The organism is Pseudomonas sp. MM211 (genome assembly GCF_020386635.1).
Classification (GTDB): Bacteria; Pseudomonadota; Gammaproteobacteria; order Pseudomonadales; family Pseudomonadaceae; genus Aquipseudomonas.
Window position 1 is genome coordinate 3,043,248 of the sequence record NZ_CP081942.1, and the last position, 14,717, is coordinate 3,057,964.

Below are 14,717 nucleotides of genomic sequence, written 5' to 3' on the forward strand. Positions count from 1 at the left end.
CGAGGATGGTCAGGCGTTCGGCTCCGTAAGAGCCTGCTGATACACCGCCAGATCGCCGGCCGAAAAGCAGCAAAACACCGCCTGATCGATACCTGGATGGTCGGCCCATTCGGCCCGCACCGTGGTGACGGCGATTCGCGCCGCCTGGTCGATCGGGTAGCCGTAGATGCCGGTACTGATACTGGGGAACGCGATGCTGCTCAGCCCTTTTTCGGCCGCCAGGCGCAGCGCGTTGCGGTAGCAGGAGGCGAGCAGCTGCGCCTCTCCCTGGTCGCCGGAACGCCATACCGGGCCGACCGTGTGGATGATGAAGCGGGCGGGCAGGCGGTAACCCCTGGTCAGTTTGGCTTCACCGGTCTTGCAGCCACCGAGTAGCCGACACTCGTGCACCAGCTCGCTGCCGGCGGCGCGATGGATCGCCCCGTCGACGCCGCCACCACCGAGCAGCGAGGAGTTGGCCGCGTTGACGATGGCATCCACGTCCAGTCTGGTGATGTCGCCCTGCAGAGCGGTGAGGGTGGCGGGCATGGTCGGGTTTCCTGGTCGAGGTTGGAACGCTGGTGACGGGGCATGGCTCACCAGAGCAGCGGTTTGCTCTGGCCTTTCCAGAACAGCCAGCGCTGCCGTTCCTGATGCTCGCCGGTACCGATCTGCCAGGCCGGGCGCCCGGCGTCCAGATCGATCAGGCAGACGAAACCGGCATAGCTGGACACGGCCAGGGTATTGCCGTCGGCCGACAGGTCCATGGCACAGATGGTCGAGCCGATGTAATGCTGCCAACGCTCGCTGCCCTGTTCGTCGAAGGCCCGCAGATAGCCGTAGGCATCTCCGACGATGAAGGTATCGCCACGGGAGACACCGGCGTACACCCGCGCACCGTCCTGCACGACCGGAGTGCGTTCATCGTCGCTATAGAAGTCGGTCTGCATGCCGGGCAGGTCGGCCACGGCGACGCTCAGGGTCGCGCCGTTGTAGAAATGGCAGGCATTGAGTATCAGGCGGTCACTGCGGCCATTGAACAGGGCGAAATGCGGATACTCGCCTGCCGGGCCTACTTCGGCGACCAGCTGCAGGGCGCTGTCGAACACCAGATGACTGCCACATTGCTCGCCCACCGCGATCCAGCGGCCATCAGCGGATACGGCGCCGTGCTCCATGGACAGCCCCAGAACGATGTCGTCGGCGGGGGTGCCTTTGTGCAGGTCGTCGCAGATATCCGCCGGGCGCGGCAGCAGGCGCGTGGTTCCGTCCTTGGCCAGCACGAAGATGCCATCCGAGCTGACCAGCAGCACACGCTGACCATCCGGGAAGGGGATCAGCGCGGTTGGTGTTGGAGGGTGTTCCAGCGCCTCGAGTCCGGCATCCTCAGGCAAGCCTTCCAGCCCCGTGGGCCAGGCGAACTGGGCGACCTGCGGGCCGGCCCAGCCATCGTGCACGCTGATGCCCGATGCCTTGGAAAAGGCGAAATAACGGCGTGCCGGGCAGCGCCCGAAAAAGTCGATGCCGATCACGTCGTGCCACTGGTTGCCGTGAATGTGCACCAGGCGTCCACGCTCGTAGGCGCTGCCGACACGTGCCAGCAGGCTGCCGTCTTCGAGAAGGGCGAGGGCGCTGATCGCCTGGGCCTGCTCATCCAGCAGGGGCACCAGTGGCAGATGGGCTGGTGGCCAGTCGGTACGGAAGTTGGCGTGGCTGGCGTCATCCGCATTCGTCTCATTGGCGGCCTGCAACGCCTCCAGCAGGGCCGGCAGCAGGTGCTCGGTCGCTACCAGTTGCGGTTCCTTCAGGCCGTCCCAGCCTTGGCTGAGACCCTGTTCGACATAGCGATTGACCTGCCGGGCGTAGTCGAGCACGGCGGCTTGCCATTGCTGTTGGGGGGTTAGAGTCTTCATAGAGCGCTCCTTCGACGCCATTGCTCAGGGCAGAATTTCAATCGGTGTGCCAGCGTCGACGGCCTGCCAGATGGTTTCCATCGAGGCATCGTCAACGGCGATACAGCCATTGGTCCAGTCGAAACGCTGGGTCAGCCATGACCACCAGCCCCAGCCGTTGCGTTGGCCGTGGATCATGATCAGGCCACCGGGATCCACACCGCGCGAGCGCGCATTCGCCACGTCTGCAGCGTTCGGATAGGACACATGGATGGCCTTGTAGTAACCCGAGTCGGCTTTCTTGTAATCCAGGGTATAGCGTCCTTCCGGGGTGCGCTCATCGCCTTCCTGCTGTTTGTGGCCATCGGGATTGGCACCGAACACCACATCGAACGTCGCGAAAGGTTTGCCCTCGGCAATCAGTTGCAGGGTGCGCGCGCTCTTGTCGACGCGCACGGCATCGGCCTTGGGTGTGGCGAGAACTGTGCCACAGCACAGCAGCAGACAGAGAAGCAGAACAGGTTTCATGGGGGCCTGCGGTGAATTGGGGAGGGTCATTCTCGCGTTGCCGGAGGGTTTTGCGCGCTAATCCAGTCAGCAGTCTAGCTGGCCAGGAATCTGCAGGGCGCCAACTGCATCGCATTCGCGCCAAGGTAGAGCGTAGTGGCAGGTATTCGTTCCAGGCGGACGCCGTAACACTGCAGGTCTTGTTGTTAGCATGGAGTGTGCTTATCGCTAGCAACATTCCGTCTTGAGCACTGCAGCGGCCCATTCGGCCTAGGCGTTACCCATCCTTGTCATAAGCCGGCGGCGATTTAGACAGCGCTAGCGAATCAGGTCGCCATGGCGTATTTACCCAACCCATGGGCTGGCGGATAATGCGTCAGTCGTAGCGTTCGCGACGGGCCATCAGGGCTCGTCAACGTGGGATCAGAGGACAAGATGGCTGCGAAGACCGTCACCAGCAAGCAAGCCGAAGTGCAGCGCATCGTCGATGTGTTGTTCAAGGCCATCGCTCAGCATCGCTTGCCGCCAGGGACGCGCCTGATCGAAGCGCAGATCGTCGAAACCCTGCAGGCCAATCGCAACCATGTGCAGGCGGCGTTGCAGCGCCTGGCGTTGCAACGTGTCGTCACCATCGAGCCGAACCGCGGGGCGATGGTCGCTCAGCCCAGCGCCAAGGAGGCGCGCGAAGTCTTCGCTGCACGGCGCGCCATCGAGCGCGCCATCGTCGAAAACATCACGCCGGCGATCATGCACAAGCAGCGTCAGCGAGTGGCCACGCACATGAGCAACGAGCGCAAGGCCACCAGCGCTACCGACCGCCGCGCCATCGTTCGCGAGCTGAGCGAGTTTCACCTGATGCTCGGCGAGATCAGCGGCAATTCGGTGCTCAGCGAGATCCTCGCCAACCTGATGGTGCGCAGTTCGCTGATCGTCGCCCTCTACCAGCGCAATGACGTACCGTCCTGCGCATCGGACGAGCATCAGCAAATCATCACCGCCCTGGAGAACGGCGACCATGAGCGGGCGGCTGCGGTGATGCTCGAGCACCTGGGCGAGCTCGAAGACCAGCTGGATCTGGACGATCAGGCCGAGCCCGAGATCAACCTGCGTCAGGCCCTGGCAGGCCTGTAACGCGGCACCTCATGGATCTGCCATGAATGCGGCAGATCATCGCCTTTGTGCTACGGGTTGCGACTCATAGCGCCATCTCCCGCCTGAACACCTCCAGCGTATGGGCCTTGACCCGTACGAACTCCGGATGGCTCATGATCTCCGCACCCCGTGGTCGGGGCAGATCGAATGGGACGATTTCGGCAATTTGGGTGGGGCGCCGGGTCAGCAGCAGGATCTCATCGGCCAGAAATACCGCGTCTTCCAAGTCGTGAGAAACGATCAGCATGGTGACGCCGGTGGCCAACTGCACCTCCTGCAATTTGTCGCGGATGAACAAGGTCATCTCGAAGTCCAGCGCGGAAAACGGCTCGTCGAGGAACATCACTTCCGGGCGCGGCGCCAGCGCCCGCATGATGCACACGGTCTGTTGCTGGCCGCCTGAAAGCTCGTACGGATAACGATTCAGATCGAAGCGGATATCGAACATCTGCGTCAGCTCATCCACGCGTGCGTTCACATCGGCCTTGCTCATGCCCTGACGAACCAAGGGGTAGGCGATGTTGGCGCGGGCACTCATCCACGGAAACAGCGCATCGCGGTAGTTCTGGAACACGTAGCCGATCTTGGTTTGGGCGAGCGTCTTGCCATCGAACAGAATCTCGCCTTTATCCATCGGCATCAGCCCAGCGATCATGTTCATCAGTGTCGACTTGCCGCAGCCATTGGGCCCGAAGGTCGAGACGATCTTGCCGCGCGGCAGATCGAGATCCAGGTCGGTATACAACGGCTGGCCGGCAAAGGCTTTGCTCAAGCCGCGAATGGTGACATGGGTATCGGCACGCGGTGCAGCATCGGGTACCTGTGGCTTGTCGAGGGCTGGGGCGAGGGAAAGAGCTTGCGTCATGCCTGGCTACTCCAGTGAACGGTTTTTTTCTCGATCAGCAGGAACGCCAGGTTCAGCAGATAGCCCAGGGCGCCGGTGATCAGGATCGAGGCGTACATGTCTTTGATGTTGAATACCTGTTGCGCATCGATGATCCGGTGCCCCAGGCCGTTTTCCGAGCCGATGAACATTTCCGCGACGATCACGATCACCAGGGCGATGGACACCCCGGTACGCAAGCCGACGAAGGTTTGCGCGAGGCTTTCCATCAGCAGGATGTCCTTGAAAATGTGCCAGCGGGAAATGCCCATTACCTTGGCGGCCATCAGCCGGGTTTTCTTGGCGTTCATCACGCCATAGGCGCTGTTGAAGAGAATCACCAGCACGGCGGCGAATGCGGCGATGGCGATCTTGTTCGCATCGCTGATGCCGAATATCAGCATGAACAGCGGGATCAGCGCCGAGGAGGGCGTCGAGCGGAAGAAGTCGATCAAAAATTCCAGGCTGCGGTAGACCTTTTCGCTACTGCCCAGAATGACGCCCAGCGGCACCCCAACCGCGGCTGCGAAAGCGAACGCGGCCAGCGTTCGGTACAGCGTCGAGGCGATGTCGGTGCGCATGGACGATTCGGCGAACGACTGGAACATGAAGCCCAGCGTTTCGAGCGGCGAGGGCAGCAGAACCGGATTCAGCCACTGCGCACTGACTGCCAGTTGCCATAACAGAAACAGCAGCAGCGGGCCGATCAGCGGCAGCAGGCGCGAAGACCAGTGTGACGTCATGACGATTCTCCTCAGCCCTGATAGATCAGCGCAGCCACGTCGATCGGTTTGCTGAAGATTTTCCGCTCGGTGAACACGTCATAGAACTTCTGGAACCACTGCAGGTTGTCGCCTTTCAGGTCGGAATACATGACGAAGCCCGGCAGCGGCACCTCGTTCACCAGATCGGATTCGATGCTGGTGTAGCCGACGATGTTCTTGCGTGCCTGCTCCGGCTGCGAAGCGATGAACGCCACGGCCTTCTGGTAGGCAGCGATGAAGGCTTTGGTCTGTTGCGGCTTGCTCTCGATGAAGCTGCTGTTCAGTGCGGCGGCACCACCGAACCAGGGCGCGTCGGCATTGCCGAGTACGTATTTGGAGATGACGCCGGTTTCCAGCGTGCGCGACAGGTTCTTCATGCGCCCCACGGTGCCGGTCGGCTCCAGGGTATAGACCCCGTCGATCTGGCCGGCCGCCAGCGCTGGCGCGTGCTGGCCGACTGGCAGTTCGATGACGGAAGGATCGCTGAAGCCGTTTTTTTCCAGAATGATCTTCGCCATCGTGACGTTCTGGATGCCCGGGCCACAGGCGATTTTCTTGCCTTGCAGATCGCTGATGCTCTGCGCAGTGCTATTGAGCGGAACCAGAAATTCATCCAGAACCAGTCGATGGTTCGATGGGTTGGAGCAGATGATCTTGAACAGCCCCGGCATGGTGATCGCCCCCAGACCGAGGGCGCCGGTCGCGGTGCCGTTCGCACAGCCGTGGATTCGGCCAGTGATCATGCCCTCGACGATTTGCTGCGGGCTGGAGAACTTGACGCCTTTGACGTTCAGCCCCGCTTCCTTGAAAAAACCTTGCTCCAGGGCGACATACAACGGCAGGCCGCCAACGATGGGCCAATAGCCGATGCGGATTTCCTCGTCATCGGCGGCAAATGCGCCAGCGGGAAGCAGGCCGCCAAGGGTCATGGCGCTCCCCGTCACGGCCAGCCACTTCATCAATTGGCGACGATCCAGATTAAGCGGATGGTTTTCAGGTTTGACGTCTTTCATCGGTTTTCCCTGTTTTCAGATTGGCAATGTGGCGTGTACATCGCTGCAAGCACGTGCCGTTCCAGGTTGATAAATTTATAAAATTCAGCTGGTTAGATTATTTTTTGACACGTGACTGGGGCGATATCTGCGCAGCGTCGATCAACAGGCCCCAGGTTGGCGCGTGCGGTGATGTGGGCTATCACGGCCTCAGCAGGCGTGCCTGCGAGCGTTCGAAGGTCTGGCGGCCGGCCTTGTAGCCCATCAGCGGCGGGCTGATCTCCGCTACCACGGCGGCCGGTGAGGGCGCATCGAAGACGATGAAGTCGGCGCGGCAGCCGGGTGTCAGGCCGTAGTCGGGCAGGCGCAACAGGCGTGCCGACTCACTCGACACCCAGCTCAGGCAACGCAGCAACTCGGCCTCGGTAGCCAGTTGGCTGACGTTGGCGAACAAGTTGGCCTGGCGCACCAGCGAGGCATCTCCGTAGGGCGTGAAGGGGTTGCCGATGTTGTTGGTCGATAGCGAGCAGGTCACGCCACAGGCATGCAGATGCTGCAAGGGCGCCAGGCCGCGTGGCCGGTTGTGGAAGTGCTCGCGGCCGGTGAGGAACAGGTCGGTACTCGGCAGGCAGGTGACCTGCACGCCGGCCTCGGCCAGCGATTCGGCAACTGCCAGCAGGGTGTCCCTGGGCAGTGCCGACAGCTTGGTCACATGGCCGATGGTTACCCGGCCAGCCCAGCCGTGCTGATGGGTGCAGCGGATCACCTCGCCGATGGTCATGCCTTCGGGGTTCAGGTCGAAATCCAGGTGGAAGTCCAGATCACGGTCGAACTCCACCGCCAGCTCGAACAGCCGGCGAATCTGCGCACCAGGATCGCTATCGGTGTAGGGGCAACCGCCAAGCACCTCGGCGCCCATGGCCAGCGCCTCGCACAGCAGGCCTTCGGTGCCGGGGTTGTTGAGCATGCCTTCCTGGGGGAATACGCAGATTTCCAGGCTGATGGCCCAGGCGTAATCCGCCTGCAGGCGACGCACCGCGTTGAAGCCGATCAGGCCGATCTGCGGGTCGATCTCGACGTGGGTGCGCATGTGCGTGGTGCCCTGGGCGATGGCCTTGTCCAGCACTTGGGCGCCGCGCTGGTAGACGTCCGCTTCGGTGAAGTCGGCCTTGGCCGAGCGGGTCTGGGCGATGGCCTCGGCCAGGGTGCCTTCGCTGAGCTGGCAGCGCTGCATGATGCAGGCCTTGTCCAGATGGATATGGGTCTCCACCAGGCCGGGCAGCAGCAGCTTGCCATTCAGGTCGAGGGTCTTGGCGGCGGCATTCGGCGCGCTGACGAAGTGGCCGTCCTCCACGTACAGGGTCTGCAGCGTCTGGGTGTCAGCGCCGAGACGGGCGTTGATGATGGTCAGCGCACTCATGCTGCCGCTCCTTCGCCGAGGTAAGCCGCTTCCAGTTCCGGGTCGCCACGCAATGCTTCGGCACTGCCGGATTTGACGATGCGCCCGGTCTCCAGCACGTAGGCACGGTCGGCCACCTGCAGGGCGAGGTTGGCCATCTGGTCGACCAGCAGCAAGGTCACGCCTTCGTCGCGCAGCGCGGCCAGGGCGTCGTACAGCTCGCCGATCATGGCTGGCGATAGGCCCAGGGAAGGCTCGTCGAGCAGCAGGATTTTCGGCTTGGCCATCAGCCCGCGGCCGACCGCCACCATCTGCTGTTCGCCGCCCGAGAGCAGGCCTGCAGGGCTGTCGATACGGTCGCGCAGGCGTGGGAAGCGGCGCAGGATGGCTTCTATTTCCGCATCGGCATCGAAGGCCTCCTTGCGTGAGTAACCGCCGAGCAGCAGGTTGTCACGCACGCTGAGCTGGCCGAACATCTGACGGCCCTCCGGTACCAGGGCCAGGCCGCGGGCGGCGATGGTGCTAGCATCGGCGTGTTCGATGCTTTCGTTGTCGAGCAGGATGCTGCCGCCACTGGCTTTATGCAGCCCGGCCAGGCACTGCAGGATGCTCGACTTGCCGGCGCCGTTAGCCCCCAGAATGGCGATCAGCTCGCCGGGGTTGACCACGATATTGACCTTCTCGACCACCGGCGCGGCGCCGTAATCGATGACCAGATCCTTGATGTACAGACGAGCATCGCGCGAGCCATCCCAGGCTTCGGCCCGTGGCGTGGCCTGGTAGCTGGTGCCGCCCAGATAGGCGGCGATGACGCGCTCGTCCTTGCGCACTTCGTCCGGTAGGCCCCAGGCGATGGGTTTGCCGGCGTCGAGCACCAGCAGGCGCTCGGACACGGCCATCACCAGGCCCATGTCGTGCTCGACCAGGATGACCGCGATGCCGAACCCGGCGAGGGTTCTGAACAGGCCAGCCAGGCGATCCGTGTCGCTGCGGCTGAGGCCAGCTGCCGGTTCGTCGAGCAGCAGTACGCTGGGGCGGGTGGCCAGGGCGCGGGCGATTTCCACCAGGCGCCGATCGACGTGGGCCAGGTCATCGGCCGGGGTGTTCACCGAACCCTGGTAGCCGACCAGCGTCAGCAACTGCAGGGCGAGCTGGCGCCGACTGTCGCTGGCGCAACTGAAGGGCAGGCCCAGGCGCCCCTGTTGCATGGCCACCAGCAGGTTTTCCAGCACCGACAGCTCACCGAACAGTTGGGTGGTCTGGTAGGTACGGGCGATGCCGGCTCGGGCGATTTTCCAGGCGGGCAGGCCAGCCAGTGGGCGACCCAGGTCGATGCTGCCGCTGTCCGGTGCGTAGAAGCCGCTGATCATGTTCAGCACCGTGGTCTTGCCCGCGCCATTGGGGCCGATGATGCTGGTGATGCTGCCCGGTGGTGCCTGCAGGCTGACGTTCTGCGCCGCCTGGACGCCGCCGAAGCGAATGCCGATGTCCTTGACCAGCAGGCCGTCGCGGGCGGCGACGTTTTGCTGGAAGAACGCGCTCAGCTGCACCTGATCGAAGGCCGCCGGGGCGCTCTGGTGAGCTGGCCGCAGCCACAGGCTGGCCAGGGTGCCGAGCAGCCCCCGTGGTGCAGCCCAGAGCACGCTGAGCAGCAGCACCGAGAAAATCAGCAGACGGTATTCAGCGAAATCCGAGAGCATTTCCGGCAGCAGCACGATCAACAAAGCGCCGAGCAGCGGGCCGAACAGGGTGCCGCTGCCGCCGACGATCACTGCCAGCACGAACAGGATCGACTGCGAGAAGGGGAAGGAGGCCGGGTTGATGAACATCATCAGTGGCGCCACCAGCGAACCGGCCAGGCCGGTGAGCAGAGCGGACAGGGCGAAAGCCAGGGTCTTGGTCTGTACCGGGTTGAAACCGAGCGAGCGGGCAGCGATTTCGGTGGATTTCACCGCGCGCATCGCCATGCCCCAGCCGCTGTGGCGCAGGCGCTGGAACAGGGCCAGGGCGGCGATCATCAGGCCGGTGGCGATCAGCGCCATGCTCACGCTTGGGTCGAGGTTGCCGATTTCCGGCATGGGGATGCCCATCAGGCCGTTGGCCCCGCCGGTCAGCGAGCGCCATTCGATCAGACCGTGGTGCACCACCAGGGCGAAGGCAATGGTGATCATCGCCAGGTACGGGCCGCTGACGCGCAGAGCCGGGATCGCCAGCAGCGAGCCAATGGCGCCACAGGCCAGGCCGGCGGCGATCATCGCCAGGCCCAGGGGCAGGCCGGCCATGGTCAGCAGTGCCGAGACATAGGCGCCAATGGCGTAGAAGGCGATATGGCCGAAAGAGATCTGCCCGCTCAGGCCGATCAGGATGTTCAGGCCCACGCCAACTACCACGGCCAGCGCGCAGAAGGTGAAGACCAGCAGCGAGTAGCTGTCGAGCAGCAGCGTGGCCGCGATGCAGGCCAGCGTCAGCAGGGCGAGGGAAACGGGGGCGAACAGCGAATTCTTCAGGGTCATACTTTCACCAGAGTCTTGCTGCCGAACAGGCCATTGGGGCGCAACGCCAGGGCCAGAATGACCAGGGCGAAGGTGAACAACTGGGTAAAGGCCGAACCGAAATAGATGGTCACCAGCGCCTCTACCAGACCGAACAGCAGGCCGGCGGCGAATACCCCGCCAGCGCTGGCGATACCGCCGAGAATCGCTACAGCGAAGGCTTTGAGGCCGAACAACATGCCCATCTCGGCATTCACGCTGAACAGCGGGGCGATCAACAGACCGGCTATGGCGGCGAACACCGTCGACACGGCAAAGGCCACGGCCACCACGCGATTGACGCGGATACCCATCAGCATCGCCGCCTTGGGATTCTGCACGCAGGCTTCCAGCACCTTGCCCAGGCGGGTGTAGCGACGCACTAGAAACAGCGCCAGGGCGATGCCGCCACCTACCACCGGAATCAGCAGCTGCAGTACGCCGACGTTGTTGCCGAACAGCTCTAGATGCTGATTGGCCAGCGCCGAAGTGAACTGCCGTGGCTCCTTGCCGAAGGTGAACAGCGCCAGGTTGTCGACCAGGATGCCCGCTGCCACCGTCGCCATCAGCCAGGCTTCGGAGCCGCGCGAATGGAAGGGGCGCACCAGAAAACGTTCGATGATCAGCCCGTAGACGGCGCACAGCGTCAGGGTCGCCGGAACCGCCAGCCACAGTGGCCAGCCCCAAGTGATGTAGAAGCTGTAGCCGAGTACGGCGCCAACCATCATGGCGCTGCCCTGGGCGAAATTGACCGTACGCGAAACCACGTAGGTGATATGGAAACCCAGGGCCAGCAGTGCATACATGCTGCCCAGTCCGAGCCCGGTGATGATGGCGGCGGTGATCATGACGATAATCCTCCGGGCGGGCCGCCAGGGCCCGCCCGTTCACGGCTTCAAGGGGCGAGCGGAACGATGCGGCCGTCGACGAAGTGGGTGAAGACGTAGTCGTCCGGGCCCAGGGCGTCGTGCTTGGTCGGGGTGAAAGGCTGGGTGTAGTCCTTGATCAGGCCCTGATAGCTGTCGATCGCATAGAAGCCATCGCGAACCTTGCTGCCCTGGGTGTCGCCGGCCTTTTCGATGGCAGCGGCGGCCAGGTGCATGGCGTCGTAGGCGTTGGCGATTCCGACTGCTGGAGTCACGTCGGCCAGGCTCTTGATCTCCGGGAAGCGCTGCTTGAGGGCAGCCAGCACGCTGTCGCCCTTGGCGCTGTTGTTCTCGGTGAACACATAGGTCTGGATGAAGTGCACGCGGCTGGCGTTGGGGCCGGCCAGCTCGCTGAAGCGGCCGCCTGCCGGGCCCCAGTGGGAAACCACCGGCACATCCCAACCCATGCGATCGAGGGACTTGACCACCTGGGCCGAGGGGCCGACGTTGCCGACCATCAGCAGGGTGTCGGTGCCGGCATTCTTCAGGCGGGTGAGCTGCGGCACCACGTCGAGGTCGCTGTCTTCGATGCGCTCGATGCCGGCGTATTCCATGCCACGTTTGGCCAGGGCATCCTTGAAGCCGATTTCATTGGATTCGCCCCAGGGATTGTTGATCAGGATCATCCCGGGCTTCTTCATGCCCTTCTTGATGCCGTGCTCGACCAGCGCCTCGTCGACCAGCTCGTCCACCGCCGATACGCGGAATACGTAATTGTCCTTGGCACCGTTCTCGGTGATCTTGGTGCCAGCGGCCCAGATGCCCATGAACGGCACTTTCAGCTGATTGGCCAGTGGCACGATGGCCAGGGAAACCGGTGTATCGAGGCCACCGAATAGCACGCTGACTTTTTCCCGCTGCGCCAGTTCGCGAGCGGCCAGCATGCCTTTGGCCGGGTTGCTTTCATCGTCACGACGAATCAGCTGCACCGGGCGACCGAGGATGCCGCCCTTGGCATTGATCTCGTCGATGGCCACGGTGAGCCCGCGGGTAAGTGCCTCGCCGGACTTCGCCGACTGCCCGGACAGGGCGGCAACCAGGCCGACCTTGATGGGCTCCTCTGCATGCGCCGCAGTGCTGAGCGCCATACCGAGGCTGGCAACAGCCGCTGCGCAGGGCAACAGGCGACGGAGTGGGGATAACAGTTTGCGCATGAGCTTTCTCCTGATTGCTAGCATTCGTATATAATTTGCTAGCAAGCCTGGTGCCATAACGCGCAAACTGGCCATTCCGCGGTTTTCCCGGAATATCCATGGCCAACGTGCACGAATAGCGTGCATGCCGCACCACATGCAGGCACGAAAGGTGCCTCGGCACGATCAACGAATTGGGAGAGCAGGTATGAGTGAAATGAACGAGGCCGTGCAGATTGTTAGCGATTTTCTAGCGGCATCCATGGCCCCGGATCCGGTCAAGGCAGCCACCTACATGAGTGACGACGTGCGCATCACCTTTACCGGTGGGCGCCACATGCCCACGCCCCAGGACATCACCGCATTCAACGGCTCGCGCTACGCCTGGGTAAAAAAGGCCCTCGGTCAGTTCGACTGGACCGAGCGCGACGACCATACCGTCGTCTATTCCAACGGCACGCTTTATGGCGAGTGGCCGGACGGCAGCAGCTTTTCCGGTAACCGCTATCTGGATCGTTTCGAAGTCCGCAACGGCAAGATCACCCGCATGGACGTCTGGAACGACAGCGCCGAGTGGTTGCTCACTCCCGAGATCGCCAAGGCCTGACCGCGCCGTGACAGGTCGACATGCCGGCCTGTCATGGCCGCTTTCGTGTCGGTCGTGGAATCCTGAAGGGGAATTGGCGAATAATGCCGCCATTGGCTAGCGCCTGTTGACGTTTCACGCACGGCTCTTCGGCTCGCGCTGAAACGTCAACAGACCCTGGCGCCGCCCCAACACAGGAATCCAATTCCCATGAGCGCCTCCACACCCCCTTTGGTTCTCTCGATCCAGTCCCATGTCGCCCTCGGCCATGTCGGCAACGACGCTGCCGTGTTCCCGTTGCAGCGCCTGGGTTTCGAAGTGTTGCCGGTACACACGGTGCAGTTCTCCAACCACACCGGCTACGGGCAGTTCCGCGGCCAGGTCTTCGATGCCGAACATATCCGGGAAGTGCTCGCTGGCCTGCGCGATCGCGGCGTGCTGTCGCGGGTCTCGGCGGTGCTCTCTGGCTATCTGGGCGATGCTGCGATCGGTGCGGTGATCCTCGAGGCGGTGGACGAGATTCGCCGGGATAACCCGGGCGTGCGCTACCTTTGCGATCCAGTGATGGGCGATGTGGGGCGGGGGGTATTCGTCAACGCGGCGATCCCGGATTTTCTGCGCAACCTGGCGATTCCCTGCGCCAACATCATCACCCCGAACCAGTTCGAGTTCGAGCTGCTGACCGGCAGCAAACTCGATAGCGTCGACGAGGCCGTGCGCACCGCGCGTCAGCTCCGTGGTCGCGGGCCCGATGTGGTGGTGATCACCAGCCTGGCCACGCCGGACATCCCTGCCGACCAGCTCTGTACCTTGGCGGTCAATGGTGAGGGTGCCTGGCTGGTGAGCACTCCGCGCCTGGCGTTGCATCCGCTGCCCAACGGCATGGGCGATGTGTTCTCGGCGACGCTGCTGGCCCGTCTCTTGTCCGGGCATGCGCTGCCCCAGGCGCTGGAGCTGGCCACTGCCACGCTGTACGCCCTGGTGCAGAAAACCGCCGAGGGATCCCGTGATCTGCCGCTGGTGGTTGCCCAAGAACAGATCGTCGAACCGCAGCAGCGTTACGAGGCGACTGAAGTGGTGGTCAAATGATCGGGCGTTGCCTGTGCATGGTGGGGCTGTTGCTGGCGAGCGGCTTGGCGGTCGCCTGCGAGGTCGACACGGCAGCAGCCGTTCGCGATGACGCCCATGGCAACTACGTGATTCCGGTGCGGGTCAAGACCGGCGAGCGCTGCGTGATCCTCGATCACCTGACGGCAGAGGGCCGCAAGACGCGCAGTGAAGTCTGGATGCCGGTAGAAAAACTGGGCAGCAGCACGCCGAAACTGGGGCGCTTCAAACGCGAGTACCAGGTCGAGGGTGATGTGGCGAAAGTCGATCGTTTCGTCTATCTGGCGGGCGACAAGGCAGGTGAAGATTCGGTGAGGTTCTCGTCGTTCCCCAATCAGCAAGAGCGACGAGCAGTCGAGTACCGCATCAGTATCGAATGACCGGTCGCATCAACGCCTGTAGGCGCTTTTGTTTTTCAGCGCTGCGCCGCTCTCGACATCCTGCCCTGCAGCGAAGGCTCGTAGACACCGGTAATTGTCATGCAGCCAGAGAGGGGAGCAACAGGTCGCAGATAGAGAGCGTGCTTCAAGGGTTTCGCCCTTGAATGAGCGTTTCGAGTGTGCAGGTTAGCGTTGGCGTTCGGTGCTTATCTCTACCAGCTTGCCTTCGATGAAACGCAGGTTGCGCACCGCGCCATTGTTGGGGCCATAAGACCAGTATTGGACTTCTACCGAATTTGCTCGGTGAGGATTGGCGTGTCGCCGATCCGGCGTCTCGATACGCCGTTGAGCGGGTGTTCCGCAGATGGCCTGTACCCGATCCACCGTATCGCCCAGATTGATCAGCGAGGTACCGCAACGCATTGATGCCAGGCTCGGCACCGCGGCGAAAAGCAGGGCCAGCAGTAGGAGTGATCGATTCATGGT

At 63.0% G+C, this 14,717-nt stretch carries 15 protein-coding genes; 4 read left to right on the top strand and 11 right to left on the bottom strand.

The annotated features are described in order from the left end of the window. Positions 1 to 9: 9 nt before the first annotated feature. From K5Q02_RS13900 to K5Q02_RS13910, 3 genes are read right to left on the bottom strand one after another with little or no spacing between them, the layout of a single operon-like run. Complete coding sequence (locus K5Q02_RS13900; protein ID WP_225831426.1) at positions 10 to 528, bottom strand: O-acetyl-ADP-ribose deacetylase; 519 nt, start codon at positions 526 to 528, stop codon at positions 10 to 12. 47 nt (positions 529 to 575) lie between these two features. Beyond that, entirely contained in the window at positions 576 to 1,892 is a 1,317-nt protein-coding gene (locus K5Q02_RS13905; RefSeq protein WP_225831428.1) for a PQQ-like beta-propeller repeat protein, read from the bottom strand. Positions 1,893 to 1,916: 24 nt separating this feature from the next. Beyond that, a complete protein-coding gene (locus K5Q02_RS13910; protein ID WP_225831430.1) occupies positions 1,917 to 2,399 on the bottom strand; it encodes a L,D-transpeptidase family protein in 483 nt (160 codons plus the stop codon). Positions 2,400 to 2,813: 414 nt separating this feature from the next. Between K5Q02_RS13910 and K5Q02_RS13915 the strand changes: the two genes are divergently transcribed. Further along, the gene (locus K5Q02_RS13915) at positions 2,814 to 3,509 is read left to right on the top strand and encodes a GntR family transcriptional regulator (RefSeq protein WP_225831432.1); all 696 of its coding nucleotides are present in this window, start codon (positions 2,814 to 2,816) and stop codon (positions 3,507 to 3,509) included. Between the two features lie 64 nt (positions 3,510 to 3,573). Here the strand turns inward: K5Q02_RS13915 and K5Q02_RS13920 are convergent, their stop codons facing one another. The 7 genes from K5Q02_RS13920 to K5Q02_RS13950 form a co-directional block, all read right to left on the bottom strand. Then, positions 3,574 to 4,395: an ABC transporter ATP-binding protein gene (locus K5Q02_RS13920; protein ID WP_225831434.1), complete on the bottom strand. Its 822-nt coding sequence runs from the start codon at positions 4,393 to 4,395 to the stop codon at positions 3,574 to 3,576. Then, entirely contained in the window at positions 4,392 to 5,156 is a 765-nt protein-coding gene (locus tag K5Q02_RS13925; protein ID WP_225831436.1) for an ABC transporter permease, read from the bottom strand. The genes K5Q02_RS13920 and K5Q02_RS13925 overlap by 4 nt, the downstream gene beginning before the upstream one ends. An 11-nt stretch (positions 5,157 to 5,167) precedes the next feature. Beyond that, a complete protein-coding gene (locus K5Q02_RS13930) occupies positions 5,168 to 6,190 on the bottom strand; it encodes an ABC transporter substrate-binding protein (protein ID WP_225831438.1) in 1,023 nt (340 codons plus the stop codon). Positions 6,191 to 6,371: 181 nt separating this feature from the next. Continuing rightward, positions 6,372 to 7,589 carry an amidohydrolase family protein gene (locus K5Q02_RS13935; RefSeq protein WP_225831440.1) on the bottom strand — a complete coding sequence of 406 codons (1,218 nt, stop codon included), beginning with the start codon at positions 7,587 to 7,589 and terminating at the stop codon, positions 6,372 to 6,374. Next, entirely contained in the window at positions 7,586 to 10,081 is a 2,496-nt protein-coding gene (locus K5Q02_RS13940; RefSeq protein ID WP_225831442.1) for a branched-chain amino acid ABC transporter ATP-binding protein/permease, read from the bottom strand. Before K5Q02_RS13940 ends, K5Q02_RS13935 begins: the two co-directional genes overlap by 4 nt. Continuing rightward, a complete protein-coding gene (locus K5Q02_RS13945; RefSeq protein ID WP_225831444.1) occupies positions 10,078 to 10,947 on the bottom strand; it encodes a branched-chain amino acid ABC transporter permease in 870 nt (289 codons plus the stop codon). Before K5Q02_RS13945 ends, K5Q02_RS13940 begins: the two co-directional genes overlap by 4 nt. Positions 10,948 to 10,994: 47 nt before the next feature. Beyond that, positions 10,995 to 12,179, bottom strand: coding sequence for an ABC transporter substrate-binding protein (locus K5Q02_RS13950; protein ID WP_225831446.1), 1,185 nt, complete (start codon positions 12,177 to 12,179; stop codon positions 10,995 to 10,997). Between the two features lie 187 nt (positions 12,180 to 12,366). Here K5Q02_RS13950 and K5Q02_RS13955 point away from each other — a divergent pair, with 187 nt between their 5' ends. The 3 genes from K5Q02_RS13955 to K5Q02_RS13965 all read left to right on the top strand — a co-directional run bounded on the left by K5Q02_RS13955 (position 12,367) and on the right by K5Q02_RS13965 (position 14,231). Next, positions 12,367 to 12,765 (top strand): nuclear transport factor 2 family protein, encoded by a 399-nt coding sequence (locus K5Q02_RS13955; RefSeq protein ID WP_073266080.1) that lies wholly within the window; start codon positions 12,367 to 12,369, stop codon positions 12,763 to 12,765. A 189-nt stretch (positions 12,766 to 12,954) separates the two neighbouring features. Further along, positions 12,955 to 13,833: a pyridoxal kinase PdxY gene (gene pdxY, locus K5Q02_RS13960; protein WP_225831448.1), complete on the top strand. Its 879-nt coding sequence runs from the start codon at positions 12,955 to 12,957 to the stop codon at positions 13,831 to 13,833. After that, positions 13,830 to 14,231, top strand: a complete 402-nt coding sequence (locus tag K5Q02_RS13965) for a hypothetical protein (protein ID WP_225831450.1) — start codon at positions 13,830 to 13,832, stop codon at positions 14,229 to 14,231. The genes pdxY and K5Q02_RS13965 overlap by 4 nt, the downstream gene beginning before the upstream one ends. A gap of 186 nt (positions 14,232 to 14,417) precedes the next feature. Here the strand turns inward: K5Q02_RS13965 and K5Q02_RS13970 are convergent, their stop codons facing one another. Next, positions 14,418 to 14,714, bottom strand: a complete 297-nt coding sequence (locus K5Q02_RS13970; protein WP_225831452.1) for a DUF2845 domain-containing protein — start codon at positions 14,712 to 14,714, stop codon at positions 14,418 to 14,420. Between the last annotated feature and the right edge of the window lie 3 nt (positions 14,715 to 14,717).

Excerpts from the sequence above, each read along its gene's own strand:
- K5Q02_RS13900 (WP_225831426.1), bottom strand. The coding sequence starts at position 528 with ATGCCCGCCACCCTCACCGCTCTGCAGGGCGACATCACCAGACTGGAC.
- K5Q02_RS13905 (WP_225831428.1), bottom strand. The coding sequence starts at position 1,892 with ATGAAGACTCTAACCCCCCAACAGCAATGGCAAGCCGCCGTGCTCGAC.
- K5Q02_RS13910 (WP_225831430.1), bottom strand. The coding sequence starts at position 2,399 with ATGAAACCTGTTCTGCTTCTCTGTCTGCTGCTGTGCTGTGGCACAGTT.
- K5Q02_RS13915 (WP_225831432.1), top strand. The coding sequence starts at position 2,814 with ATGGCTGCGAAGACCGTCACCAGCAAGCAAGCCGAAGTGCAGCGCATC.
- K5Q02_RS13920 (WP_225831434.1), bottom strand. The coding sequence starts at position 4,395 with ATGACGCAAGCTCTTTCCCTCGCCCCAGCCCTCGACAAGCCACAGGTA.
- K5Q02_RS13925 (WP_225831436.1), bottom strand. The coding sequence starts at position 5,156 with ATGACGTCACACTGGTCTTCGCGCCTGCTGCCGCTGATCGGCCCGCTG.
- K5Q02_RS13930 (WP_225831438.1), bottom strand. The coding sequence starts at position 6,190 with ATGAAAGACGTCAAACCTGAAAACCATCCGCTTAATCTGGATCGTCGC.
- K5Q02_RS13935 (WP_225831440.1), bottom strand. The coding sequence starts at position 7,589 with ATGAGTGCGCTGACCATCATCAACGCCCGTCTCGGCGCTGACACCCAG.
- K5Q02_RS13940 (WP_225831442.1), bottom strand. The coding sequence starts at position 10,081 with ATGACCCTGAAGAATTCGCTGTTCGCCCCCGTTTCCCTCGCCCTGCTG.
- K5Q02_RS13945 (WP_225831444.1), bottom strand. The coding sequence starts at position 10,947 with ATGATCACCGCCGCCATCATCACCGGGCTCGGACTGGGCAGCATGTAT.
- K5Q02_RS13950 (WP_225831446.1), bottom strand. The coding sequence starts at position 12,179 with ATGCGCAAACTGTTATCCCCACTCCGTCGCCTGTTGCCCTGCGCAGCG.
- K5Q02_RS13955 (WP_073266080.1), top strand. The coding sequence starts at position 12,367 with ATGAGTGAAATGAACGAGGCCGTGCAGATTGTTAGCGATTTTCTAGCG.
- pdxY (WP_225831448.1), top strand. The coding sequence starts at position 12,955 with ATGAGCGCCTCCACACCCCCTTTGGTTCTCTCGATCCAGTCCCATGTC.
- K5Q02_RS13965 (WP_225831450.1), top strand. The coding sequence starts at position 13,830 with ATGATCGGGCGTTGCCTGTGCATGGTGGGGCTGTTGCTGGCGAGCGGC.
- K5Q02_RS13970 (WP_225831452.1), bottom strand. The coding sequence starts at position 14,714 with ATGAATCGATCACTCCTACTGCTGGCCCTGCTTTTCGCCGCGGTGCCG.